We start from the raw sequence: 24,785 nt of genomic DNA, 5'->3' as shown, positions 1-24,785 counted from the left end.
GCCTCAGCGGAGCCACGATGGCCCACTGCTAGACTGGCACACGTTTCGCGCCGGGAGTGTGTCTTGTCCCGGCGCATGATGACGTTGGAAGGACTGATGATGGCCGCTCCCACCACAGAGCGCGAAACCCCCGCATTCACTGCGGGACAGCAGCGCACTGTTCAGCTGGACGGCACCCCGCTGGTCCGTGTCGGGGCGCGCCCCGGATTGCTCCAGTATCTGCGTGACATCTGGCGCTTCCGCCATTTCCTCTACTACGACTCTCACTCCCGAGTCTCTTCGGCGAACAGCTACGACTCGCTGGGACGCCTGTGGATGGTGTTCAACCCGATCCTGTTCGGTTCGGCCTACTTCTTCGTCTTCGGCATACTGCTGGAGACCGGACGAGGCATCTCGAACTTCATCGGCTACCTGGTCATCGGCGTGTTCATGTTCCGGTTCTTCACCTCTGCGGTGAACGGAGGTTCCAACGCCATCGCCGGAAACCAGAAGGTCGTCCAAGCCTTCAACTTCCCGCGCGCCTGTCTGGTGCTCTCCAGCACCATCCGGGAGCTGTTCTCCTCTGTACCGGTGTTCCTGGTCATGGCCGGCCTGGTCTACCTGCTGGGCGACACTCCCCTGGAGGGCTCACCGCGCATCGAGATCCACCTGAACTGGCACTGGCTGCTGTTCTTCCCCTGCGTCGCGCTGGCCCTGCTGGTCATGGCCGGGTGGAGCCTGGCGCTGGCCCGCGCGGTCAACGCGTACAACGACGTCAAGCACCTGATCAGCTTCGGCACCCGCATCCTCTTCTACACCTCGGCGGTGTTCTTCCACCCTGATCGTTGGGCCAATGCCGGTCAGGACTGGATCACCACGATCATGCACCACAACCCGCTCTTCTGCGTGCTGGACATCATCCGCGGGGCATGGCTCTACGACGGTGACATCGACCCCTACCGCTGGGTGGTCCTGGGCGCCTGGGCGGCCGGCTCGCTGATCATCGGCTTCCTGATCTTCTGGCACGGTGAAGAGACCTACGGGAGGGAACGATGAGCGCCACCAGCTACATCCCCCGTCGCGTCAACTGGAACGCGAAGTCCCGAGCCCCTCAGCGCGACGGCGCCCAATGGGACTTCGAGGACGACGAGGCCGTCGAGGAGCTCACCCTGGGCTCCAACCCGCTGACCGAGCAGGTCCCGGTCGTCGAGACGGTGGACCCCGACGAAGTCTCCGTGGTGGTCGATCAGGCCTCGATGACCTACCGGGTTCGGTCCCAGACCGAATATCGAAAGTCCACGAACTGGTTCGCCCGCCAGGTCAAGAAGGTCCTGGGCTCCGGCTGGGCCGAGGTCCCCGCCCTGGAGCCGATGAGCTTCATCGTCAACCACGGCGAGACCGTGGGAGTCATCGGCACCAACGGCTCCGGCAAGTCCACCCTGATGAAGCTGCTGACCGGCAAGGTCCGGCCCAGCTCCGGGGAGGTCTACGCCACCTCCACGCCGATCATGCTGGGCGTCAACGCAGCACTGGTCAAGACCATCTCCGGCCGTGAGAACATCCGCCTGGGCTGTCTGGCCATGGGGCTGAGCCCCAAGCAGGCCGAGGAGAAGTACGACCTGATCGTGGAGATCTCAGGGCTCAAGGACGCCCTGGACATGCCGCTGAAGACCTACTCCTCCGGTATGCAGTCCCGCCTGCAGTTCGCCATCGCCACAGCGGTGGATCCCGACATCCTGCTCATCGATGAGGCGCTGAACACCGGCGATGCCCAGTTCCGGGCCCGGACCAAGAAGCGCCTGGACGAGGTCCGCGCCCAGGCCGGCTGTGTGTTCCTGGTCTCCCACTCGTTGGGCACGATCAAGCAGATGTGCACGCGTGTGCTCTGGGTGGAGCAGGGCCGGCTGCTGGCCGACGGCGATCCGGAATGGGTCTGCCAGCAGTACGAGGAGTACACCGCCCACAAGTCTCAGGAGCGCAAGCGTTCGGCGCAGATCGTCTATGACCGCACGCTGCTCAAGCACAGCCCGGTCCAGGTCCGCTTCAAGGAGGGCACCCGCCCTAGGCGCGCCGGCTGATCCTCTCAGTCCAGAGCTGCAGATACAGAAGTGCCCCCGGTGAATCTCACCGGGGGCACTTCTGTAGGGTGTCCGAAGCGGATCAGGCGAACCAGATGCCGATCTCCCGCTCGGCCGACTCCACCGAGTCCGAACCGTGGACGAGGTTCTTCTGGACCTTCTCGCCCCAGTCCCGGCCGAGGTCGCCGCGGATGGTTCCCGGCACCGCCGTCGTCGGTTCTGTGGTGCCGGCCAGGGAACGGAAGCCCTCGATCACGCGGTCGCCCTCCAGGATGGCTGCGACCACCGGGCCGGAGAGCATGAAGTCCACCAGCGGCTGGTAGAAGGGCTTGCCCTCGTGCTCCGCGTAGTGTGCGGCCAGCTGCTCAGTGCTGGCGTTGAGCTGCTTCAGCTCGGCGATGCGGTAGCCCTTGGCCTCCACACGGCGCAAGATCTCACCGGTCAGACCACGCTCGACGCCGTCGGGCTTGACCAGGATCAGGGTACGTTCAGTCATCAGTTCTCTTCCTCACTTTCGGCTGCCAGAGCCTCTTCCATCCTGTATCTTTCCATCTTTTCGCGATCCAGCTGCGCACCCTTGGTCACCGCGTACCACCAGCAGAGCAGGAAAGCGATGCCCACCGGGATCATCATCCACTCGAAGATGCCCCCGGCGATGATGACCAGCTGCAGGGCCCAGCCCATGCGATACCCCAGCGGCCGGCTCAGGAACGCGCAGCTGACCACCAGCAGCGCGGCGACCACCAGTGAGCCGCCGAAGAGCCACCAGGCGAACCACTCGTTCTGGTAGAGGCCCCAGGCCATGAGGCCGTAGAAGAACATCAGCAGCGCTTCCAGGCACAGCACGGAGGAGGCGAAGAGGATCTTGACCGAACGCGGCGGTGCCGTCTGACCGGGCTGCCACTGCCGGCGCTTCTGCTCCAGACGGGACTCACGCCGGGCCATCGAGGTCCTCCTCGCCGTCTTCGGGCCGGACGTCCTCGATGCCGAAGCGTCCGAGGTCCACGTCGCTGAGGTCAGCCGCGTCCGGACGGGAGGTCGGCTGAGCGGCCGCACCGGTGTCGATCTCTTCAGCCTCCGGGGCGCCCAGCAGGGTCCGGGCCTCCCCGACCACTGTGATCGAACCGGTGATCAGCACTCCCCCGGCGTCACCGGAGTCAGAGGCATCGGAGCGGCCCACGGCCCAATCGATGGCCTCGTCCAGGCGCTCGGTGATGTGGATGTCCTCCTCGCGGAAGCCCACGTCGACCGCAAGGGCCGCGAGGTCCGCAGCGGGGATGGAGCGCGGCGAGGTGGACTGGGTCAGGCAGATGTCCTCCACCATTCCGTCATACTCGCGGTACAGCGTGGTCAGGATCTCCCGGGCGTCCTTCTCCTGGAGGATGCCCACCACCAGCACCAGCTGGGCCAGGCCGAAGCTCTCCTTGAGCGCCTGAGCGCTGGCCTCGATGCCGGCTGGGTTGTGGGCGGCGTCGACCACGATGCTCGGGCCGGTCCGCAGAGTCTCCAGGCGGCCCGGAGAGGTGATGTTCTCCGCGGCCAGCTGCAGGTTCTCGATGTTCAGCTCCTGCTGACCGCCGCCGATGAAGGCCTCCAGCGCGGAGACGGCCACAGCGAAGTTCTCCGCCTGGTGCGCACCGTGCAGCGGAAGCAGGATGTCCGGGTAGCGCCCCGCGATCCCCTGGACGGTCACCTGCTGACCACCGACGCCGGGGACTCGGGACTCCACACCGAACTCGACGCCTTCGAACCGGTACTGGGCGCCCTTCTCCCGGGCAGTCTCCAGCAGCACGTCGGCAGCGTCGGGAACCTGGGCGGCCGAGATCAGGAAGCCGTCCTCCTTGATGATGCCGGCCTTCTCCAGGGCGATGTCACGCTCGGTGTCACCCAGCAGATCGGTGTGGTCCAAGCTGATCGGAGTCACCACCGAGACCGTGCCGTCGGCGACGTTGGTGGCATCGGTGATGCCGCCCAGGCCGACCTCCAGGACCATGACGTCGACCGGAGCGTCGGCGAAGATCGCGAAGGCCAGGATGGTCACGCACTCGAAGTAGGTCAGCGGCACCTCACCCTGAGCCTCGAGCTGATGATCCACCAGCGTCAGATGCGGACGGATCTCGTCCCAGATGCGCACAAAGGTGTCATCGTCGACCGGGCGTCCGTCGATGCAGATCCGCTCGGTGACCTTGGACAGATGCGGCGAGGTGTAGCGACCCACCCGCAGGTCGTGGGCCAGCAGGCCGGCCTCGATCATCCGAGCCGTGGAAGTCTTGCCGTTGGTGCCGGTCAGGTGGATCACCGGGGCGGAGCGGTTGGGCTCACCCAGCACATCCATGGCCATCCGCATGGGCTCCATGCGGGGCTCCATCTTGTTCTCCGGCGCGCGGGAGAGCAGCTCGGCGTAGACGCTGGCCACCGAGAACTTGTCCAGCGGCTCACCGCCTGCCGGGATCATGGATTCCGAATCGGTCATGCGACCCTCACTTCCACCACAGGCTCGGCTGCGGCGTCGTCGATGTTCAGAGCCAGCTCCACCGTCAGGGTCTCGGCGGAGACCAGCTCACGGTGGGCTTCCAGGGCACGGATGGTCTCTGCCGGGGCGCTCACCGTGGTGGCGATCCGGTCCGAGACCTGCAGGTCAGCATCCTTGCGGGCCTGCTGGATGCTGCGGATCATATCCCGGGCGGCGCCCTCGGCTGCGAGCTCCTCGGTCACCTCGGTGTCCAGCACCAGGAACCCGCCGCCGGCCGGGGTCTCCAGCACGGTGACCGCCTTATCGCCCAGCTCCTCGGAGACTGTCGTGGAGAGCGTGTACTCGCCCTCGACCAGCTCCAGACCGCCGGCGGTGACCACGCCGTCCTGGACCGACCAGTCACCGGACTTCGCACCCTTGATGGCGTGCTGGACATCCTTACCCAGGCGTGGGCCGGCCGCGCGGGCGTTGACCACCAGCTGCTGGCCGATGCCCCAGGCCTCGGCGTCGGTCTGGGCGGCGTCGAGCAGCTCGACCTCCTTGAGGTTGAGCTCATCGGCGATGATCTGCTGATAGGTCCCGGCCAGGGCGTCGGCGTCGGGGACCACCACCGTCATCTTGGCCAGAGGCTGGCGCACGCGTCGGTTGGCCTGCTTGCGCAGCCCTGAGCCCGCGGAGCTGATCTGACGGGTGAGCTCCATGAGCTCCACGGCGCGGTCGTCGCGCAGGTAGTCCGAAGGCTCGGGCCACTCGGAGAGATGGACCGAACGCTCACCGGTCAGCCCCTGCCAGATCTCCTCGGCGGTCAGCGGCAGCAGCGGGGCCGCCACCCGGGCGAAGGTCTCCAGACAGGTGTAGAGGACGTCATAGGCGGCGAAGTCCTCCTCGTAGAACCGTGTCCGGGACCGGCGGATGTACCAGTTGGTCAGCGTCTCGGAGTAGCGGCGCAGCGCCTCGCAGGCACCGGAGACCTCATAGGCGTCCAGTGCCTGGGTGGTCTCGCGGACCAGGTCTCCGGTGGCGGCCAGGATGTAGCGGTCCAAGGGGTTCTTCACCTCATCGCCGCTGACCTTCTTAGCCCGGTACCCGGCCCCGCCCTGGGCGGTGTTGGCGTAGAGGGCGAAGAAGTGCCAGGCGTTCCACATCGGCAGCAGCACCTGACGCACGCTCTCCCGGATGCCCTCCTCAGTGACGATGAGGTTGCCGCCGCGCAGGATGGGCGAACTCATCAGGAACCAACGCATGGCATCGGAGCCGTCGCGGTCCAGGACTTCGGAGACGTCCGGGTAGTTCTGCAGCGACTTGGACATCTTCTGCCCGTCCGAGCCCAGCACGATCCCATGGCTGATGACATTGGTGAACGCCGGGCGGTCGAAGAGCGCAGTGGCCAGGATGTGCATGGTGTAGAACCAGCCGCGGGTCTGGCCGATGTACTCCACGATGAAGTCTGCCGGGTGGTGACCCTCGAACCACTCCGCGTTCTCGAACGGGTAGTGCACCTGAGCGAACTGCATGGAGCCGGAGTCGAACCACACGTCCAGAACATCCTCCACGCGGCGCATCGTGGACCTGCCGGTGGGGTCGTCCGGGTTCGGGCGGGTGAGGCTGTCGATCCACGGGCGGTGCAGATCCGGCTCGCCCTCAGCGTTGCGCGGGTAGTCCCCGAAGGCCTCCTTGAGCTCCTCCAGGGAGCCGTAGACCTCCGTGCGCGGGTAGTTCGGATCATCGGAGACCCACACCGGGATGGGGCTGCCCCAGTAGCGGTTGCGGGAGATGGACCAGTCGCGGGCGTTCTCCAGCCACTTGCCGAACTGGCCGTGCTTGACGTTCTCGGGGATCCAGTTGATCTGCTCGTTGAGCTCGAGCATGCGGTCCTTGAACTGGGTGACCGCCACGTACCAGGAGGTGACCGCCTTGTAGATCAGCGGGGTGCGGCAGCGCCAGCAGCGCGGGTAGGAGTGCACATAGGACTGCTCGCGGACCAGCCGGCCGTCAGCCTTGAGCCGGTTGATGATGGTGCGGTTGGCCTCGAAGACCTGGACCCCGGCGATCTCAGCCAGCGGGGCGTCGCCGTCGGGGGTCTCCTCAGCGAAGAGGTCCAGGAAGCGTGCGCCCTCGTCCACCGAGAGGATCACCGGGATGCCGGCCTCCTCCGAGGAGCGCTGATCCTCCTCACCGTAGGCGCTGGCCTGGTGGACCAGCCCGGTGCCGTCGGTGGTGGTGACGTAGTCCTCCACGAGCACACGGAAGGCGTTCTCGGTGCCCCACCGCTCGGTGTCGGTGTAGTAGCCCCACAGCGGCTGGTACTCGATGTTCGCCAGGTCGCTGCCCTGGTAGCGGGCGACGACGGCGGCGGCCGCAGCATCGGCTGCCGTGGTCTCCCCGTCGGTGCCGTCCTCCGAGTCGGTGAAGCCCAGGTCCTTGGCGTAGGCGCCCAGCAGCTCGGCGGCCAGCAGGTGCCGACCCGGCATCGGGCCGTCCTCCGGCGCCTCCACCACGGCGTACTCGAGATCCGGGCCCACCGCCACGGAGAAGTTGGTGGGCAGGGTCCAGGGCGTGGTGGTCCAGGCCAGCAGGTTGACCCCGGCCAGGGCATCGCCGTGCTGTCCTCCGCCGGTGATCGGGAAGGCCACGGTCACCGACGGGTCCTGACGCTCCTGGTAGACCTCGTCGTCCATGCGCAGCTCGTGGTTGGACAGCGGGGTCTCGTCCTTCCAGCAGTAGGGCAGCACGCGGAAGCCCTGATAGGTCAGGCCCTTCTCGTGCAGCTGCTTGAAGGCCCAGATGACCGACTCCATGTACTCCACGTTGAGCGTGCGGTAGTCGTTCTCGAAGTCCACCCAGCGGGCCTGACGGTGGACGTAGGACTCCCATTCGGAGGTGTAGCGCAGCACAGAGGCGCGGCAGGCGTCGTTGAACGTGTCGATGCCCATCGACTCGATCTCGGCCTTGTCGGTCATGCCGAGCTCCTTCATGGCGGTGAGCTCGGCGGGCAGGCCGTGGGTGTCCCAGCCGAAGCGGCGCTCCACGCGCTTGCCCCGCTGAGTCTGATACCGGGCCACGAGGTCCTTCACGTAACCGGTCAGCAGGTGGCCGTAGTGCGGCAGACCGTTGGCGAAGGGCGGCCCGTCGTAGAAGACGAACTCGCTTTCACGGCTTCCCTGATCGGCCGGACGGTTGTCGATGGAGGCCTGGAAGGTCCCGTCCTGCGCCCAGTACTTCAGGATGCGCTCCTCGATCTCCGGGAAGCGCGGGGAGGCCGGGATGCGGCGCTGCTCGGAGGCGGCTGAGGCGTCCCCGGAGGCAGGAGTGCGCGGATAGGTGGGCGAGGAGTTCTCGGTCATGGAGGTCCATCCTGCTGTGTTCGACGGTCCGGTCTTCGCGCAAGGACGCTGATCAGCGCGGTACCACCTTGCTTGTCCGCTGCGCCGCCGAAGCGGGCCTCGGACCTCTCCATGACTGCTGTGACGGGCTTACCCGTCCGGGTCTACTGGGGCCGGCGTCGCGGAGGCTCTGCTCCCCATCTGCTGGGCCTGTTCTTCCGGAAGCTCACCGGTGATGGCCGGGTCGATGCTGTTGCACAAAAGTGTATCGCCCAGGCCGTATCACGCGTAATCTCGGGAATCATGGAGATCGAGCTGCTGCCCGACACCTTTGTCACCGAAGCTGTCCTGCTGGTCTGCGCCTTCATCCTCTCCGCCGTGATCGGAGTGGAGCGCGAGGTCCGCCAGAAGTCCGCCGGGGCACGGACCCATATCCTGGTCGGCCTGGGCACGGCACTGTTCACCCTGGTCTCTGCCTACGGGTTCTCTCATCTGCTCGGCGACGACGTCGTCCTGGATCCCTCGCGCATCGCCGCGCAGATCGTCTCAGGCATCGGCTTCATCGGCGCCGGCGTGATCTTCGTGCGTCAGAACATCGTCTCCGGCCTGACCACAGCCGCCTCCATCTGGGTCACGGCCTCAGTGGGCATGGCCTGCGGGGCAGGGATGCCGCTGATCGCCGCATTGACCGTGGTGCTCTACCTCCTGGCGGTCACCGTGGTCTCCAGTCTGGCCAGGAGTCTGCCGCGGCACGGCCGCAGCAGCCTCTACTCGGTGCGGTACGTGGACGGGCGCGGGGTGCTGCGCGACATCCTCCGCACCGCCTCCGAACAGGGATATGAGGCAGCGCTGTCCCACACCAAGCGGATCGAGAGCGAGGCGGGCGACGCCGTCGAGGCCAGCATGCGCTTCACGCGCCTGCAGCGCCGGCCTGATGAGGACCTGGTCCGGCGTCTCAGCGAGCTCGACGGGGTGCTCGAGATCCGCGCCGTCGAGGAGACCCACGACTGAGGGGCCAGCTCTGCCCCCACCCCTGTCACCCGGGGGGGGTGCCTCTATGGTTTTCGTCAAGCCGCTAGGGCGTGGCCGGTGCCGCCTCTGATGGTCTCGGGGTCTTGGTAGAAGGTCCCATCACGCAGCATCGCGTAGAGGGTATCCAGGCGTCTGCGGGCTAGGGCGATGACGGCCTGTTTATGGGTCTTTCCTTCGGCGCGCTTCTTGTCGTAGTAAGCCCTCGATGGGCGGTGGTGCAGGGCTGCGAAGGCGCTGTTGAACAACGATGATTTCAATCTCTTGTTGCCGCCGCGGTTGGCGAATTCACCTCTGATCGAGGTCCCGGAACGCCTAGTCGTCGGCGCGATCCCCGCATAGGAAGCCAGATGGCCTGCGGTCTTGAAGTCCTTACCCACGACTTCGGTGAGGATTCTGGCGGCGGTCCTGACCCCGATTCCGGGCATCGAAGTCAGGACCTGGCGAAGAGGGTGGGCCTCCACCAGGGCATCGACCTGGGCCAGGACCTGCTGACGCTGTGAGTACAGGTCCTTCAGCTGTCCGGCGATGATCGGCACGATGGTTGCTGCCGCCTCGGTGCCGGGAACTACCACAGTCTGTGCGGCCAAGGCGACGAAGATCTCCTCAGTGAGTGGCTCAGCCAACCGTGGGTTGTGTTTGGTGATCCGGTTGCGCACATGGCCTCGGCCGGCGTCTTTGATCCGCTGCGGAGTAGGCCACCTGCTCAGCACATCCAGGACCCCGTAGTGATGCAGCCGTGGCCCTATGACCCGTTCCAGGCCGGGGTGGATCTGGGTCAGCAGCCCGCGCAGCCGGTTCCTGGCGGCAGTTGTCTGGGCCAGTAGGTCATCATCGAACCCGGTCAGTACCGCCAGCTCGGCGACCTGCTCATCAGATGTTGCGATCTGCCGCAACGCGGTGGGCATGGTCCGGGCGGTCTCAGCGATGATGAATGCATCCCGGGCATCAGTCTTGGCTGAACCGGCGTGCAGGTCAGCCATTCTGCGCATGGTCAGCCCCGGCAGGTAAGCCACCTCAACATCCTCAGCCTCCTGGGCAACAGCCACCGGCAGTGCGCCGATGGTCGCGGGCTGATCGACCACCAACAGGGCAGGCCCATGTCCGGCAGTCAGCTCGCCCAGCAGGTCTTGGAGTTTGGCCTCGTCGTTGGGCAGGGGCTTGTCATAGGCCTTCTCACCGGTGGTGGTCAGTGCGGTGGCGTGATGCTCACTTTTGCCGACGTCTAAGCCGATGAACAGGGCAAAGTCCTGAAGATTCCAGGCCACGAGCTTCTCCTCATCAATTGTGGAGTCCTGTCACCGCCCAGAACGGGGCGTCTGGGCAGCCAGCTGCCCAGCCCTGCCATCCCCAGGTCCTGGGGTGGAGTCGGTGGACGGGTCATGCTCGGCATCCACGTTAGAAAACAAGCCCTCATTGCTGGGGCTGTCGTGCCTCTATCAGCGATCCACGATCCGCCCGTGACCAGCTCCTGGGTGACAACACCCCCCGGATCATTGCGTGACTGGGGGCAAACGATCATGCCGAGGAGCCGGACCGGACAACACCACTTATCCTGCCGGAGAACTGGTGCCCTTAGAAGCTAACGGGGGGTGAGTTCAGGGGTGGGAGCTCCGATGCGGCGGTGAGGGAATGCGGCGGTGGAGGCTCAGGCCTCCGGGGCGGCGTACTCTGCCTCAGTGAGCTCAGGGGCCTCTCCCCCGGAGCTCAGCGTCAGCGCCTCAGCCTTGGTGGCCGCCTTCAGGTCCTCCAGCGCGGACTCCACGTGGGAGACCTGCGCCTGGGGCAGGGTCAGCGTGCCGGCGGTGATCGCGTGGCGCTGCTTCACCTCAGCCTCAGACTTGGCGCGGCGGATAGCAGCCAGGGACTCCGCCACAGCATCGAGCGTCTCGGCGTTCCCGGCAGCCGCCTCGAAGCCCGCCGCGGTGGGCCAGGCCGCCGCGTGCACCGAGCCGCTGCGCCACCAGCGCCAGATCTCATCGGTGGCGAAGGGCAGCACAGGGGCGAAGAGCCGCAGCAGCGTGTCCAGCGTGGTGGCCATGGCGGCCCGGACCGAAGCCTGGGCCTGCTCACCCTGCCCGCCGTAGGCACGGTCCTTGACCAGCTCCACGTAGTCATCGGTGAACTGCCAGAAGAAGCTTTCGGTCATCGACAGCGCTCGGGCGTAGTCATAGTCCTCGAAGCGCGCGGTGACCTCCTCCACCAGGGCCTTCAGCCGGGCCAGCAGAGCCTGGTCCAGCGGCTGGTCCACTGCGGCGGATCCGGCCTCATCGGTGACGATGTGCTCCTCGGTGACACCCATGCCGAAGGCGAACTTCGAGGCGTTGAGCAGCTTGATGGCCAGGCGGCGGCCGATCTTGAACTGCCCCTCCTCGTAGGCGGTGTCTGCGCCCAGCTTGGCTGAGGCCGCCCAGTAGCGCACGGCATCGGTGCCGAACTTGTCCAACACGTCGTTGGGAACCACCACGTTGCCCTTGGACTTGGACATCTTCTTGCGGTCAGGGTCCAAGATCCAGCCGGAGATGGCCGCATTGGTCCACGGCACCGAGCCGTTGAGGCTGTTGGCCCGCACCGCCGAGGCGAAGAGCCAGGTCCGGATGATGTCATGGCCCTGTGGGCGCAGGTCATAGGGGAAGACCTTGTCGAAGAAGTCGTTCTCCCGCTCCCAGCGGCCCGCGATGTGCGGGGTGATCGCCGAGGTCGCCCAGGTGTCGAGCACATCGGCCTCGCCGGTGAAGCCGCCGGCCGCATCCCGCTGGGATTCGTCATAGCCGGCAGGAGCCTCCGAGGCCGGGTCCACCGGCAGCTGTTCCTCGCTCGGCAGGATCGGGTTGTCGTAGTCGGGCTCACCGGATGCATCCAGGGGGTACCAGACCGGGATCGGCACACCGAAGAAACGCTGACGGGAGACCAGCCAGTCGCCGTTGAGGCCCTCCACCCAGTTCTCGTAGCGGGAACGCATGAAGCTGGGGTGCCAGTCGATCTCGCGGCCACGGGCCAGCATCTGCTCGCGCCGGTCGGCGTCGCGTCCGCCGTTCCGGATGTACCACTGACGCGAGGTGACGACCTCCAGCGGCTTATCGCCCTTCTCGTAGAAGTGCACTGCGTGGGTGATCGGCGTGGGCTCGCCGTCGAGCAGATCCTGCGCCTTGAGCATCTCGACCACGGCCTCCTTGGCGGAGTGGACGGTCTTGCCGGCCAGCTGCTCGTAGTTCGCGCGCCCCTCCTCCGTGGTGATCCACTCCGGAGTCTCGCGGGAGAAGCGGCCGTCACGGCCGATGAGCGCGCGGGTGGGCAGCTGCAGCTCACGCCACCAGGTCACGTCGGTCATATCGCCGAAGGTACAGATCATCGCGATGCCGGAGCCCTTCTCCGGATCGGCCAGATGATGCGCCTTGACCTCCACCTCGACACCGAACAGCGGAGAGGTCACCGTGGTGCCGAACAGGCCCTGGTAACGCTCGTCCTCCGGGTGGGCCACCAGTGCCACGCAGGAGGGCAGCAGTTCAGGACGAGTGGTCTCGATGAAGACCTGCTCACCCTCGGCCGTGGTGAACGGGTAGCGGTGGTAGGCGCCGGGGCGCTCCTTGGCCTCCAGCTCAGCCTGGGCCACCGCTGTGCGGAAGGTGATGTCCCACAGCGTGGGGGCCTGGGCGGTGTAGGCGTTGCCGGACTGCACGTCGCGGATGAACGCCTTCTGGGAGGCCGCCCGGGAGGCGTCGTCGATGGTCCGGTAGGTCTGGCGCCAGTCCACGGAGAGCCCCAGGCGGGTGAAGAGGTCCTCGAAGACCTTCTCGTCCTCCACAGTGAGGGCCTCGCAGAGCTCGATGAAGTTCCGGCGGGAGATCACATCCCAGTCGCGCTGGTTCTTCGCCGGCTTCTCCGGCGGGGTGTAGTCCTCGATGTAGGGCTTGGAGGGATCGCAACGCACCCCGTAGTAGTTCTGCACACGGCGCTCCGTGGGCAGACCGTTGTCGTCCCAGCCCAGCGGGTAGAACACGTTGTAGCCGCTCATCCGCTTATAGCGGGCCATCACGTCGGTCTGCGTGTAGGAGAACATGTGCCCCACGTGCAGAGAGCCGGAGGCCGTGGGCGGCGGGGTGTCGATCGAGTAGACCTGCGAACGATCGGTGTCCTCGTCGAAGTGGTAGACCTGCTCCTCACGCCAGGCGGAGTTGAGCTTGTCCTCCAGGCCCTCCAGGGCCGGCTTGTCAGGAACGTCAGGGGTCTTGATGGGCGCGTCTGTGCCCGCGATCTCTTCAGCCATGCGGCCCATTGTTTCATGCTGGACCGCCGCCGCACGCCCAGCGCCCCTGAGGACGCGGAGTGGTCTCAGCCTGTCATCTCAGATTGCGGTCGCCCATGGTGACCCTGCGCGCCTGACACTACCGTGGGAATCATGTTCACCAGCGAGAGTTCACCCCGATCCGCCCTCGTCACCGGCGCCTCCTCCGGCATCGGCGCCGCCACCGCACACCGGCTCAGCACCGATGGCTGGCAGGTCTTCGCGCTGGCCCGCCGCGCTGAGAAGCTCGAGCACCTGGCCGAGCAGGAGGGCATCATCCCGATCGTCTGCGACATCACCGACCCCGACGCCGTCCGGCAGGCCTATGCGCAGGTCGCCGAGGCCGGCGGGATCGACACTCTGGTCAACAACGCTGGCGGCGCACTCGGCGTGGAGACCGTCGGTGAGGGCAGCGTCGACGACTGGCGCTGGATGTTCGAGGTCAACGTCCTGGGCACCCTCAACATCACCCAGGCCTTCCTGCCGATGCTGCGCGAACACGGAGAGGGCACCGTCCTGAACCTCACCTCCACCGCCGGCATCGTCTCCTACGAGGGAGGGGGCGGCTACAACGCCGCCAAGTTCGGCGAACACGGCATGACCGGAGCGCTGCGCCTCGAAGAGGCCGAGCACAACATCCGGGTCATCGAAGTCCTCCCCGGGATGGTCCACACCGAAGAGTTCTCCGCCAAGCGCCTGCGCGGGGACGCAGCCGCCGCCGAGGCCGTCTACGCCGGAGTGGACAAGCCCCTGACCGCCGAGGACGTCGCCGAGGTCATCGCCCACTCGGTGAGCCTGCCGCACCACATCAACCTGGACCAGATCGTCGTACGTCCCGTCGCTCAGGCGGCGCAGCACAAAGTGATCCGCAAGGGCTGACGCCCTACTGAGGTCGAGCGGCCGCTGACTCTCCTTCCTCAGCTCACGGAGTGCGCCACGCTGCCGCGTGTCGCGAAACCCTCCGTTCGACAAGGAATCCTTGAGAGTCAGCGGCCGCTCTCTGCTCGTCAGGACGTGTCAGCCGTCGAGGGGGTAAGGCTCAGAGGTCTTGGGCGTGGGCTTTCTCCTCCGACGCCCGACAGGCTGAAGGGCCCGAGGTGTGATCAGATACGCGCGTCATCAGCGCCGAATCGGGCGATATAACGGCCTTATCTGATCACACTTGGCGCGGGCCCCGCCCGGAGGCCCTGATCCCAACACCATCCATTGGCACGGTTGAGTCGTCAGAACGCACCCGACCCCACTCAGACGTGCCAATCGACGCCCGACGCCGGCTGCTGCGCCCCCTCCGCCGAGTCCGTCGCCACAACCCCAGATCAGTCGAACTGGGGGAACTCGGTGCGGGAGCGCTTCAGTTCGAAGAAGTACGGGTAGCTGGCCAGGGCGACGGCGCCGTCGAAGATCTGGCCCGCCTCCTCGCCGGTGGGGATCCGGGTGATCACCGGGCCGAAGAAGGCGGTGCCGCGGAAGGCCACCACCGGGGTTCCCACGTCCTGACCCACCAGGGAGATGCCCTCCTCATGGGAGGCGCGCATGGCGTCGTCGTTGGCGTCCGACTTGGCCTCGTAGATGAGCTCCTCGTCCAGGTCCAGCTGTCGCAGCGCGTTCAGCGTGGCGGACTCGAACTCCTTGTTGCCGTTGTTGTGGATCTCGGTGCCCACGGCGGTGTAGAACTCGCCGACCTTCTCCTGGCCGTACTTCAGCTTCACCGCGGTGGCCGCGCGGGAGGGGATCCACCGCGAGCGCTGCTCCGGGTCCTCCTCCGGCGAGGGGTTCTTGTCCTCGTTGAGCACGCCCAGGCTCATGACGTTCCAGTGGACCTCGATGTCGCGGATCTTCTCCACTTCGAGGATCCAGCGGGAGGTCACCCAGGCGAAGGGGCACAGGGGGTCGAACCAGAAATCAACACGCTCAGCCATCGTCAGGCTCCTTTCAAGGGGATCGGTTCCAGTCATCGCAACTGCCCGCCCGGGGCAGACATTCCTTCAGCGGACTTCCTTCCAGCGGCGAGAAGGTCTCGGCTCACAGCGGTGCGTCCTCCGGAATGGGGACCTCCAGGCCGAGCAGCGCGTTCTCCACGACCTCCATGAGCGCCGGGTGGATCCAGAACTGCCCGCGGGCCACCGTGTGGGCATCCTGGCCGAAGCTCATGGCTTGGACGATCGGCTGGATCAGGTTGGAGGACTGGTAGCCCATGGCGTGGGCGCCCAGGATGGTGCCGTCGCGCCGGTCGGCGATGATCTTGAAGATCCCGTAGCTGTCCTCCATGGCCCAGCCGTAGGCGGTGTCGCCGTAGTTCTGGACCTTGGTGGTGATGTTCTGCCCGCCGATCCTCTCGCTGGCCTGGGCCTCGGTCAGACCCACCTGGGCCATCTCAGGGTAGGAGAAGATCGCCGAGGGGACGGCCTGGTGCCGGGAGGTCCGCAGGCGCTGCGGGTTCTCCAGGTTGTGGGCGACCACTCGAGCCTCGTGGTTGGCCACGTGCTTCAGCTGCGCCTCGGAGGAGATGTCCCCCAGCGCGTAGAGGCCCTCGACCGGCTCCCCCTGGGCGAGGACCCGCTGGTAGTCGTCCACGACCAGGCGCCCGTCGGACTCCAGGTCCAGACCGGCCTCTTCGGCGCCGACCAGGTCCGTGTTGGGGCGGCGGCCGATGGCCACCAGGACCAGGTCGACGTCGTAGTCCTCTTCGCGCCCGTCGGAGGTGACCAGCTGGGCGGTCACCCCGGGGTGCTCGCCGACCCCTCCCTCCTGACGTTCGACGACGGCGCCCAGGGTCCGCTGGTAGAGCACGGTCCAGTTCTTCTCAGCCTCGGCGGAGTAGGCCTTCTGGATGTCCTCGTCCAGCACAGACATCAGGCCCAGGCTGCGGTTGACCTGGATGACCTCGCTGCCCAGTCCGGAGAAGATGCCGGCGAACTCGCAGGCGATATATCCGCCGCCCAGGATCAGCACCCGCTGCGGCAGGTCCTCGATCCGCATGATCGAGTCCGAGGTGTGCACCTGCGGCAGGTCCACGCCGGGCACCTGCGGCTTCACCGGTCGGGAGCCGGCGGCGATCACCAGCTGCTCAGTCTCGGCAGAGGTGCCGTCCTCGGCGGTGAAGGCGAAGCGCCCTGACTCCCGACGCCGGCTGAGCAGGTCGGGAGCCAGGGTCACCTTCTGTGAGAGCAGCTCCACGTTCTCCAGTTCCACGTCCCGGTAGCTGCGGCCTCCCTCCGAGATGGCGTCCACCCGCGAGAAGATCCGATCTCGCATCGTCGGCCAGTCGACGCTGTGGAGCTTCAGGCCCACATCGACTTTGGCCGCCTCCTCGGGCCCGCGGGCCAGGGCGGAGGGACGGACGAACATCTTGGTGGGGATGCATCCGACGTTCAGGCACGTGCCGCCGAAGGCACCGGTGGAGCCGGTGCCCTTATCAGCGAGGACCACGCGCTTGTCCTCCCAGAAGGGAGTGATCAGTGAGTTGCCGGAGCCGGAGCCGATGATTCCGAGATCTGCGGTGACTGGTGTGGACATGCCCCTATTCAACCACCGCAGAGCTCATCCGATCACCACGAGGAGATCTCCGCCGTCGACCTGCTGGACCCCGTCGATGACCGCGCGGCTCACCGTTCCGCCGACGGCAGTGGTGATCCCGGCCTCCATCTTCATGGCCTCGATCGTGGCGATCGTCTGCCCGGCCTCGACCGTCTGACCCTCCTCCACGGTGAGGGTGACGGCCCCGGCGAAGGGCGCGGCCACATGGCCTTCACAGCTGGGGTCGGCCTTCTCGGCCGAGCGCACCACGGCCTCGACGCTCTCGTCACGGACCATGACCTGACGCTGCTGGCCGTTCAGGGTGCAGATGACCGCGCGCATCCCCTTCTCGTCGGGCTCCGAGATGGTCTGCAGGGTCACCAGCAGACGCACTCCGGTCCCCAGGGAGATGACGTGCTCCTCCCCGGGTGTCATGCCGTAGAGGAAGTCCCGGGTGTGCAGGACGATGATGTCGCCGTAGCGCTCCTTATCGGCCTCGTAGTCCCGTGTGGGCCCCGGGAAGAGCAGACGGTTCAGCGTGGCTCGCCGGGTGGGGCCCGGTTCTGCGAGCGCGGCGGCGTCTTCGGCGTCGAGGTGTTCGTCCACCGGCTTGACCGTGCGGCCCTCCAAGGCCCTGCTGCGGAAGGGCTCGGGCCAGCCGCCGGGCGGGTCTCCGAGCTGTCCGGCGAGGAACTGGATGACCGAGTCGGGCAGATCGAAGTCCTGCGGGTTCTGCTCGAACTCCGCCGGGTCCACTCCCATGCCGACCAGCTGCAGCGCGAGGTCTCCCACCACTTTGGAGGAGGGGGTGACTTTGACCAGGCGTCCGAGCATGGTGTCTGCGGCGTGGTACATGTCCTCGATGTCTTCGAACCGCTCCCCCAGGCCCAGCGCCATGGCCTGTTGCCGCAGGTTGGAGAGCTGGCCGCCGGGGATCTCGTGGCGGTAGACCCGGCCGGTGGGGCTGGGCAGACCGGATTCGAAGGGCCGGTAGATCGCCCGCACCGCTTCCCAGTAGGGCTCCATGGAGGCCACGGCATCCAGGCCCAGACCGGTGTCGCGCTCTGTGTGCTCCAGCGCGGCCACCAGAGCTGAGGCCGGCGGCTGGGAGGTGGTGGCGGCCATGGAGGCGGTGGCGACGTCGACGGCGTCGACTCCTGCCTCGGCCGCGGCCAGCAGAGTGGCCAGCTGTCCCCCGGCGGTGTCGTGGGTGTGCAGATGCACCGGCACCTCGAACCGTTCGCGCAGAGCGGTGACCAGAGTCGTGGCCGCAGCCGGACGCAGGAGCCCGGCCATGTCCTTGATGGCCAGGATGTGGGCGCCGGCGTCGACCATCCGCTGGGCCAGGTCCAGGTAGTAGTCCAGGGTGTAGAGGCTCTCCTGGGGGTCCGAGAGGTCGCCGGTGTAGCACAGTGCGGCCTCTGCCACCGCGGTTCCGGTCTTCCTGACCGCCTCGATGGCGGGGATGATCTGGTCGACGTCGTTGAGAGCGTCGAAGATCCGGAAGATGTCCACTCCGGTGGCGGCGGCCTCGGCGACGAAGGCGTCGGTGACCTCCAACGGGTAGGGCGTGTAGCCCACGGTGTTGCGACCGCGCAGCAGCATCTGGATCGGGATGTTGGGCAGCTCGGCACGCAGCAGGGCCAGACGCTGCCACGGGTCCTCGGAGAGGAAGCGCAGGGCCACGTCGTAGGTGGCACCTCCCCAGGCCTCCACCGAGAGCAGCCCGGGGGTCACATGCGCCACCGCTGGGGCTGCGGCCAGCAGGTCACGGGTGCGCACGCGGGTCGCCAGCAGCGACTGGTGGGCATCCCGGAAGGTGGTGTCGGTGACCGCCAGTGCCTGCTGCTGCCTCAGACGCTGCGCGAAGCCCTCCGGCCCTTCGGCCTGGAGAACCTGACGCCAACCCTCGGGCTTGGGGTGTTTGGAGGGGCCGTCGAAGGGGCTGCGGTCGGGCTCCTCGTATTTGTCGCCGGGGAAGCGGGGCAGCTTGTCCCTCGGGTCGATGCCGTGGATCCGGGGGCCGTGGGGCTGATTGACCGTGACGTGGGCCAGGTACTGCAGCGCCTTGGACCCGCGGTTCTGTGAACGGTTGACCTGGGTCAGCTCCGGGTGCCGATCGATGAAGTCGGTGGCCACATCCCCGGCGAGGAACTCCGGCTCATCCAGCACGTTCATCAGGAAGGGGATGTTGGTGGCCACCCCGCGGATCCGGAACTCGGCCAGAGCGCGGCGAGCCCGGCGGACCGCGGTCAGATAGTCGCGGCCGCGGCAGGTCAGCTTCACCAGCATGGAGTCGAAGTGCGGACTGATCTCCGCCCCGGCGTAGACGGTGCCGCCGTCGAGCCGGATGCCGGAGCCGCCGGCCGATCGGTAGGCCGAGACCGTGCCGACGTCGGGACGGAAGTCATTGGCCGGGTCCTCAGTGGTGATCCGGCACTGCATGGCCGAGCCGCGCACGTGCAGCTCTTCCTGCCGGATCCCCAGGTCCTCCAGGGTCTCGCCGGCGGCGATGCGCAGCTGAGAGGAGACCAGGTCGATGTCGGTGATCTCCTCGGTCACTGTGTGTTCGACCTGGATGCGCGGGTTCATCTCGATGAACACGTGCTGGCCCGCCCGCTCGCCGGCGGTGTCCAGCAGGAACTCGACCGTGCCGGCATTGCGGTAGCCCATGGCCTTGGCGAAGGCCACCGCATCCCGGTACAGCGCCTGCCGGACCTCTTCGTCCAGATGAGGCGCCGGGGCGATCTCCACCACCTTCTGGTGGCGGCGCTGCAGGGAGCAGTCACGCTCGAAGAGGTGGACGACGTCGCCCTCCCCATCGGCGAGGATCTGGACCTCGACGTGGCGCGGACGGACCACTGCCTGCTCCAGGAAGACGGTGGCGTTGCCGAAGGCCGTCTGGGCCTCGTTCATGGCGGCCCGCAGCGCCTCCGGCAGGTCCTCCCTGTGCTCCACCCGGCGCATGCCGCGGCCTCCGCCGCCGGCGACTGCCTTGACGAAGATGGGGAAGCCGATGCGGTCGGCCTCGGCGATCAGCTGCTCAGGATCATCTGAGGGGTCGGAGCTCTCCAGCACCGGAATGCCGGCCTGCTTGGCGGCACGCAGCGCACGGATCTTGTCCCCGGTGGACTCCAGGACATCGGCCGGGGGCCCGACGAAGGTGATCCCTGCCTGTTCGGCTGCGCGCGCCAGCTCCGGATTCTCCGAGAGGAAGCCGTAGCCGGGGTAGATGGCATCCACCTCGGCGTCCTTGGCCACCCGGATGATCTCCTCGACATCGAGGTAGGCCCGGACGGGATGGCCCTCCTGGCCGATGCGGTAGGCCTCATCGGCCTTCTGACGGTGGAAGGAGTTGCGGTCCTCGTGGGGGTATACGGCCACAGTGCGGGCGCCGAGCTCGACGCCGGCCCGCAGCGCTCGGATCGCGATCTCGCCGCGGTTGGCGACCAGAATCTTGGAGAACATTCATGTTCCTCTCTGCCAAACGTGAGAAGCAGACCACGCCTTTGTGACCTGCCGGAGATGACGATACCGCGCCGAAGACCGCTGTGGTATGTGCTACGCCACATGACTGTGGCGCGTTCCACAGTGGGTGCGGGAAGATCAGGTCCTGATTAGTGTTGGGACCACAGGAAAGTCCCACCCCTGCATCGAGGAGAGACCATGATCTTCATCGTCGTGAAGTTCCAAGTGAAGCCAGAGTTCGCCGATCAGTGGCCCGAGCTCACCCGCGAGTTCACCGAAGAGACCCGCAAGGAGCCCAAGAACAAGTTCTTCGAGTGGTCCCGCAGCCTGGAGGATCCCAACGAGTACGTGCTGCTGGAGGCCTTCGACGACGACGGCGCCGAGCCGCACGTGAACTCGGAGCACTTCAAGAAGGCCACCAGCGAAGAGGGCCCGATGTTCGACGCCCTGGCCTCCACCCCGAAGATCATCTCCCGCCAGATCGAGGGCGACGACTGGGGTGAGATGGGCGAGATGAAGGTCTCCTGACCCGCCTGCATCGCAAAGACCTGCGCCGATCTGATCGGGCCCCCGTGGTGATCGCCACGGGGGCCCGATCTATCCCTATGATGGAGGGGTGCAGATCATGAGCGTGTCCAGCTTGAAAGGCGGGGTCGGGAAGACCTCGGTCACCATGGGCCTGGCGTCAGCCGCCCTCCAGCGCGGCGTCAGGACTCTTGTCATCGACCTCGACCCACATGCTGATTCCACTACGGGCCTGGCCGTCTCCCGCGGCGCCGGCACCGAGGCCGGTCAGCTGCTGCGCGATGCCAAGAAGGCCGAGGTCAACCAGCACACCGTCCGCTCCGGCTGGGTGGACTTCCTCTCCGAGGAGGAGCGCGCCGAAGCCGTTCTGGACGTGATCCCCGGCTCTGCGCTCTCGGCGACCTTCGATCGCCCAGACATCCGCCCCCGCGACATGCGCCGCCTGCGCACTCTGCTCGACGGCGTCAGCGGCTACGACCTGGTCCTGGTGGACTGCCCGCCCTCTCTGGCCGGACTGACCCGCATCGCGTGGGCTGCATCGACCCAGGTGCTGCTGGTGGCCGAGCCGAGCCTGTTCTCTGTGGCCGGAACCGAACGTACGATGCGTGCGATCCGGATGTTCTCCAACGAATACGCCCCGCAGCTGACCCAGGCAGGCGTGGTGGTCAACCGCGCCCGCGCCGATTCGGCCGAACACGAGTACCGCCTGCTGGAGATGGAGCGGCTCTACAAGGACAAGCTGATGCTGCCGGTGCTGGAGGAGAACGCCTACTGGCAGCAGATCCAGGGGGCGGCCTACCCCATCCACCACTGGCCCGGCGACCAGGCCCGCGATCTGGCGAAGTCCTTCGACCAGCTGTTGCGCCAGCTCGTCTGAGCGCGGCCGTACCGGTCTGCATCGTCCGGCTCAGAACATGAGAAAAGCGCCCCTCGGGGCGCTTTTCTCATAGGTGGTGCATGTTCTCTGAGCGGACAGCCGAAGCTGGTTGGTCAGGACGCCTGGCGACGCGCGCGCATCTTAGCCAGCTCGTCCTGGCCTTCGAAGGCGTCCAGCGGAGCCTGCACGGCCTCCGCCGCTGGTGCCTCCGGATCTTCAGAACGCTCGCGGGGGAACTCAGCCAGGCTTCCCTCGACCTCCCGCCAGACACGACCCACGGCGATGCCGAAGACGCCCTGCCCGCCCTGGACCAGGTCGATGACCTCGTCCGGGGAGGTGCACTCGTAGACCGAGGCACCGTCGGACATCAGAGTGATCTGCGCCAGATCGTCCACGCCGCGCTCCCGCAGATGATCGATGGCGCTGCGGATCTGCTGCAGGGAGACCCCGGTGTCCAGCAGCCGCTTGACCACCTTCAGCACCAGGACGTCCCGGAAGGAGTAGAGCCGCGTCGAGCCGGAGCCCGAGGCGTTGCGGAGGGAGGGCTGGACCAGCTTGGTGCGTGCCCAATAGTCCAGCTGACGGTAGGTGATCCCGGCGGCCGAGCATGCGATGGGACCGCGGTAGCCCATCTGCTCGTCGAGCTCGGGCATACCGTCGTCGAAGAGGCGCTGCTGCACGGGTGCCGCAGCGTTCTCGGTAGCCTCACGCGATGCGCGCGAGTGGGAATCCAGACTCACCTCATACCCTCCTGAAGTCTTCTTCCTCCACGGTATTGCCCTGAGGGACCGCGGCCAAAGACATTCGCTCCTCAGCCTACGGCGTGTCGTCCGGAAGCGCCACAGTCAGCTGCGAAAGTCATCCGGGCCGGCCGAACCGAGGAACTTCTGGAACTCCGCGATCTCCGCCTCCGAGATGGGCCCCTTGGACTGCGGGGCCCGATCTGCCGGATCCGCCGCCGTCGTCTCCTCGCCGTCGGCCGAGACGGTTCTGAAGCGCGGGGTGACGGCCACCGCGGCCAGGGTGTCCGCATCCATGGTCACCGGACACTGGACGCGCACGGCCACCGCGATGGCATCCGACGCGCGGGCATCCAAGGTATGGCCCCCGGCCAGGGTGATGGTTCCGAAATAGGTCTGACTGTCCAGCAGTCCGATCTCGATGGTCTCCACTCCCCCGCCGAGGCTGGTGAGTGCCTCCACGAGCAGATCGTGGGTGAGCGGACGGGGTGGGGTCTTCCCCTCCAGCGCAGCAGCGACCGCGTTGGCCTCCGCGGCTCCGACCATGATGGCCACATGCTGAGCCTGGGTGCCTTCGGCGGCACCGCGCAGCACCAGGACCGGCTGCTCGGCGGGGAGCTCCACGCGCACTCCGATCACATCCAGCGGGATCTGCTGGTCATCCATGCGTCCAGTGTAGGCAGTGGCGCGGCTGGCGTCAGCTGACGAGGATCAGTTCTTGTCGAGCTGCTCCACCGCAGAGTCCATCATCGAGGAGCGCAGGTCCTTCAGGCACTGCAGCATCTCCTTGGAGGACTCGGCCACGCGCGCCCGGGCGGCGGCATCCTTGCGCGCAGCGTGGGGGGCCATGGCCCGCCCGATCAGATCCAGTTCAGCATCGGCCGAACGGCGCAGGGTCACCAGGTGCTTAGGCTCCAGGCCGTAGCGTGCCAGCACGCGCACCGACTTCACCGCTTTGAGGTCGTGGTGGCTGTAGTTGCCCTGAGCGTCAGCCCGGATGATCCGGAACTTCTCCAGCGTGTCGAGCATGCCGCGCGTCGCCCCCGACTGCGCCCGCAGCTCTTTGCGGGTCAGCGGCCGGATCCGCCCAGTGATCTGGGCTGCCATCTCATTGGTGACATCGCGCGGACCCACCGGGGCGGCGTCGGGGAGCTCTTCGGGCTGCTCCCCCGCATCCAGGGCGTCCATCGTCTTCTTGATGACGTCCAGCGGCATATAGCGGTCGCGCTGCAGCGCCAAGATGAAACGCAGCCGCTCCACATCCGCTGCCGAGTACTTGCGGTAGCCCGACGCCGTACGCGCCGGTTCCACGAGATCCCGCTCCTCGAGGAAACGCAGCTTCGACGCTGTCAGATCAGGGAACTCGTTCTGCAGCTCGCGCAGAACTTCGGAGATCGTAAAGACATGCGAGTTCGCCGGATCGTCGGCATCAGCCGACGGCTTCGGCTTCGGCACAGGCGAAACACTCACTGCGTATCCTCTTTCGGGCTCAGGGGAAGGAAAGAAGTCAGCCCCAGGATAACGTGCTGAGGAAGAAATGGTCGGTATTTGGAACAGCCGCGCACCGCTGCGGGGTCAGGCCCTATTTGGAGCCGGCGTAGTAGGTCAGACGGAACTTGCCGATCTGGACCTCGTCGCCGGACTTGAGCTGATAACGGTCCACCCGGTCGTGATTGACGTAGGTGCCGTTGAGGCTTCCCAGGTCTTCGATCTCGAAGCCGCTGTCCACACGGTGGAAGTTCAGGTGCCGACGCGAGACCGTCACATCGTCGAGGAAGATCTCGGCGTCGGGATGGCGGCCCACTGTGGTCACATCCTGATCCAGCAGGAAGCGAGCCCCCTGGTTGGCCCCGCTGTGGGCGATCAGCAGCGCCGAGCCGGACGGCAGAGCGCTGATCGCCTCATGGTCGTTCTCGGAGAGGCTGGGCTCAGAAGGGGCGGCCGCAGCAGGCGGAAGCCCGATGCTCGTGGTCTCCGAGGCGCTCTCATGAGCTGCAGGGTGAGCCTGTCCTTGCTTATCGGATCCTTCAGAAGTCCGGCCGTCGTCCTGGCCGAAAGGTGCGGTCTCCATCATGACCTCCTCTCCCCGTGCGGCGATGTTCTCTCAGCCTACCTGGTTTTCATAGTCGTCGGCAGTGAGCAGGGAATCCAGCTCGGAGGCGTCGCTGAGCCTGACATCGAAGAGCCAGCCGGCACCGTAGGGGTCCGTGTTGATCGCCCCCGGGTTCTCGTCCAGCGACTCGTTGACCGCCACGATCTCACCGCTGACCGGAGCGTAGATGTCGGAGACCGACTTGGTGGACTCCACCTCACCGATGACATCGCCGGCGGATGCGGAGGAGCCGATCTCAGGGTGCTCGACGTAGACGACGTCACCCAGGGCATCCTGAGCGAAGTCGGTGATGCCGATGCGCACCACACCGTCGGTGTCGGTGGTGGCCACCCACTCGTGCTCGGCGCTGTACTTCAGCTCAGCTGGGATATTGCTCATC

At 66.7% G+C, this 24,785-nt stretch carries 20 protein-coding genes; 6 read left to right on the top strand and 14 right to left on the bottom strand.

The annotated features are described in order from the left end of the window. Window positions 1-75 precede the first annotated feature (75 nt). Both JOF45_RS04615 and JOF45_RS04610 read left to right on the top strand, forming a co-directional pair. Window positions 76-1,035 (top strand): ABC transporter permease, encoded by a 960-nt coding sequence (locus JOF45_RS04615; RefSeq protein ID WP_245324129.1) that lies wholly within the window; start codon window positions 76-78, stop codon window positions 1,033-1,035. Then, a complete protein-coding gene (locus tag JOF45_RS04610) occupies window positions 1,032-2,057 on the top strand; it encodes an ABC transporter ATP-binding protein (protein WP_210048186.1) in 1,026 nt (341 codons plus the stop codon). The genes JOF45_RS04615 and JOF45_RS04610 overlap by 4 nt, the downstream gene beginning before the upstream one ends. Before the next feature lie 82 nt (window positions 2,058-2,139). On the opposite strand, the gene ndk is transcribed toward JOF45_RS04610, so the two are convergent. Genes ndk through ileS form a run of 4 tightly spaced genes read right to left on the bottom strand, consistent with a single transcriptional unit; the run spans window position 2,140 to window position 7,874 of the window. Beyond that, the gene (gene ndk, locus JOF45_RS04605; protein ID WP_210048185.1) at window positions 2,140-2,553 is read right to left on the bottom strand and encodes a nucleoside-diphosphate kinase; all 414 of its coding nucleotides are present in this window, start codon (window positions 2,551-2,553) and stop codon (window positions 2,140-2,142) included. Further along, entirely contained in the window at window positions 2,553-3,002 is a 450-nt protein-coding gene (locus JOF45_RS04600) for a DUF4233 domain-containing protein (RefSeq protein WP_210048183.1), read from the bottom strand. Before JOF45_RS04600 ends, ndk begins: the two co-directional genes overlap by 1 nt. Continuing rightward, window positions 2,989-4,530 (bottom strand): bifunctional folylpolyglutamate synthase/dihydrofolate synthase, encoded by a 1,542-nt coding sequence (locus tag JOF45_RS04595; RefSeq protein WP_245324128.1) that lies wholly within the window; start codon window positions 4,528-4,530, stop codon window positions 2,989-2,991. Before JOF45_RS04595 ends, JOF45_RS04600 begins: the two co-directional genes overlap by 14 nt. Then, window positions 4,527-7,874, bottom strand: coding sequence for an isoleucine--tRNA ligase (gene ileS, locus JOF45_RS04590; RefSeq protein ID WP_210048181.1), 3,348 nt, complete (start codon window positions 7,872-7,874; stop codon window positions 4,527-4,529). The genes JOF45_RS04595 and ileS overlap by 4 nt, the downstream gene beginning before the upstream one ends. A 111-nt stretch (window positions 7,875-7,985) precedes the next feature. On the opposite strand from ileS, the gene JOF45_RS04585 reads away from it, so the two are divergent. Next, window positions 7,986-8,864 (top strand): MgtC/SapB family protein, encoded by an 879-nt coding sequence (locus JOF45_RS04585; protein WP_245324127.1) that lies wholly within the window; start codon window positions 7,986-7,988, stop codon window positions 8,862-8,864. Window positions 8,865-8,920: 56 nt separating this feature from the next. On the opposite strand, the gene JOF45_RS04580 is transcribed toward JOF45_RS04585, so the two are convergent. Both JOF45_RS04580 and valS read right to left on the bottom strand, forming a co-directional pair. Further along, the gene (locus JOF45_RS04580; protein ID WP_210048179.1) at window positions 8,921-10,150 is read right to left on the bottom strand and encodes an IS110 family RNA-guided transposase; all 1,230 of its coding nucleotides are present in this window, start codon (window positions 10,148-10,150) and stop codon (window positions 8,921-8,923) included. 380 nt (window positions 10,151-10,530) lie between these two features. Then, the gene (gene valS / locus JOF45_RS04575; RefSeq protein ID WP_210048177.1) at window positions 10,531-13,149 is read right to left on the bottom strand and encodes a valine--tRNA ligase; all 2,619 of its coding nucleotides are present in this window, start codon (window positions 13,147-13,149) and stop codon (window positions 10,531-10,533) included. A 132-nt stretch (window positions 13,150-13,281) separates the two neighbouring features. On the opposite strand from valS, the gene JOF45_RS04570 reads away from it, so the two are divergent. Next, the gene (locus tag JOF45_RS04570; RefSeq protein WP_210048175.1) at window positions 13,282-14,046 is read left to right on the top strand and encodes an SDR family oxidoreductase; all 765 of its coding nucleotides are present in this window, start codon (window positions 13,282-13,284) and stop codon (window positions 14,044-14,046) included. 437 nt (window positions 14,047-14,483) lie between these two features. Here the strand turns inward: JOF45_RS04570 and JOF45_RS04565 are convergent, their stop codons facing one another. From JOF45_RS04565 to JOF45_RS04555, 3 genes are all read right to left on the bottom strand, one after another. Continuing rightward, the gene (locus tag JOF45_RS04565; protein ID WP_210048173.1) at window positions 14,484-15,086 is read right to left on the bottom strand and encodes a mycothiol-dependent nitroreductase Rv2466c family protein; all 603 of its coding nucleotides are present in this window, start codon (window positions 15,084-15,086) and stop codon (window positions 14,484-14,486) included. A gap of 103 nt (window positions 15,087-15,189) precedes the next feature. Beyond that, window positions 15,190-16,683 (bottom strand): mycothione reductase, encoded by a 1,494-nt coding sequence (locus JOF45_RS04560; RefSeq protein ID WP_210048172.1) that lies wholly within the window; start codon window positions 16,681-16,683, stop codon window positions 15,190-15,192. A gap of 24 nt (window positions 16,684-16,707) precedes the next feature. Beyond that, the gene (locus JOF45_RS04555) at window positions 16,708-20,151 is read right to left on the bottom strand and encodes a pyruvate carboxylase (RefSeq protein WP_210048171.1); all 3,444 of its coding nucleotides are present in this window, start codon (window positions 20,149-20,151) and stop codon (window positions 16,708-16,710) included. Window positions 20,152-20,349: 198 nt separating this feature from the next. Between JOF45_RS04555 and JOF45_RS04550 the strand changes: the two genes are divergently transcribed. Continuing rightward, window positions 20,350-20,679: a putative quinol monooxygenase gene (locus JOF45_RS04550; protein WP_210048170.1), complete on the top strand. Its 330-nt coding sequence runs from the start codon at window positions 20,350-20,352 to the stop codon at window positions 20,677-20,679. Window positions 20,680-20,767: 88 nt separating this feature from the next. Next, on the top strand, window positions 20,768-21,553 hold the full coding sequence (locus JOF45_RS04545; protein WP_210048169.1) for a ParA family protein: 786 nt from the start codon (window positions 20,768-20,770) through the stop codon (window positions 21,551-21,553). A gap of 113 nt (window positions 21,554-21,666) precedes the next feature. On the opposite strand, the gene JOF45_RS04540 is transcribed toward JOF45_RS04545, so the two are convergent. From JOF45_RS04540 to gcvH, 5 genes are all read right to left on the bottom strand, one after another. Next, window positions 21,667-22,293, bottom strand: a complete 627-nt coding sequence (locus tag JOF45_RS04540; RefSeq protein WP_378578959.1) for a MerR family transcriptional regulator — start codon at window positions 22,291-22,293, stop codon at window positions 21,667-21,669. Window positions 22,294-22,398: 105 nt separating this feature from the next. Then, entirely contained in the window at window positions 22,399-22,959 is a 561-nt protein-coding gene (locus JOF45_RS04535; RefSeq protein WP_210048168.1) for a bifunctional nuclease family protein, read from the bottom strand. 45 nt (window positions 22,960-23,004) lie between these two features. Next, window positions 23,005-23,748: a transcriptional regulator FtsR gene (gene ftsR / locus JOF45_RS04530; protein ID WP_210048167.1), complete on the bottom strand. Its 744-nt coding sequence runs from the start codon at window positions 23,746-23,748 to the stop codon at window positions 23,005-23,007. A 127-nt stretch (window positions 23,749-23,875) separates the two neighbouring features. Next, a complete protein-coding gene (locus JOF45_RS04525; RefSeq protein ID WP_210048166.1) occupies window positions 23,876-24,364 on the bottom strand; it encodes an FHA domain-containing protein in 489 nt (162 codons plus the stop codon). 33 nt (window positions 24,365-24,397) lie between these two features. Continuing rightward, the gene (gene gcvH / locus JOF45_RS04520; RefSeq protein ID WP_210048164.1) at window positions 24,398-24,784 is read right to left on the bottom strand and encodes a glycine cleavage system protein GcvH; all 387 of its coding nucleotides are present in this window, start codon (window positions 24,782-24,784) and stop codon (window positions 24,398-24,400) included. Window position 24,785 lies beyond the last annotated feature (1 nt).

The sequence above is a fragment of the Nesterenkonia lacusekhoensis genome (genome assembly GCF_017876395.1).
Classification (GTDB): Bacteria; Actinomycetota; Actinomycetes; order Actinomycetales; family Micrococcaceae; genus Nesterenkonia; species Nesterenkonia lacusekhoensis.
Note: the sequence above shows the minus strand (reverse complement) of the source record. Positions and strands in the feature narration are given on the sequence as shown.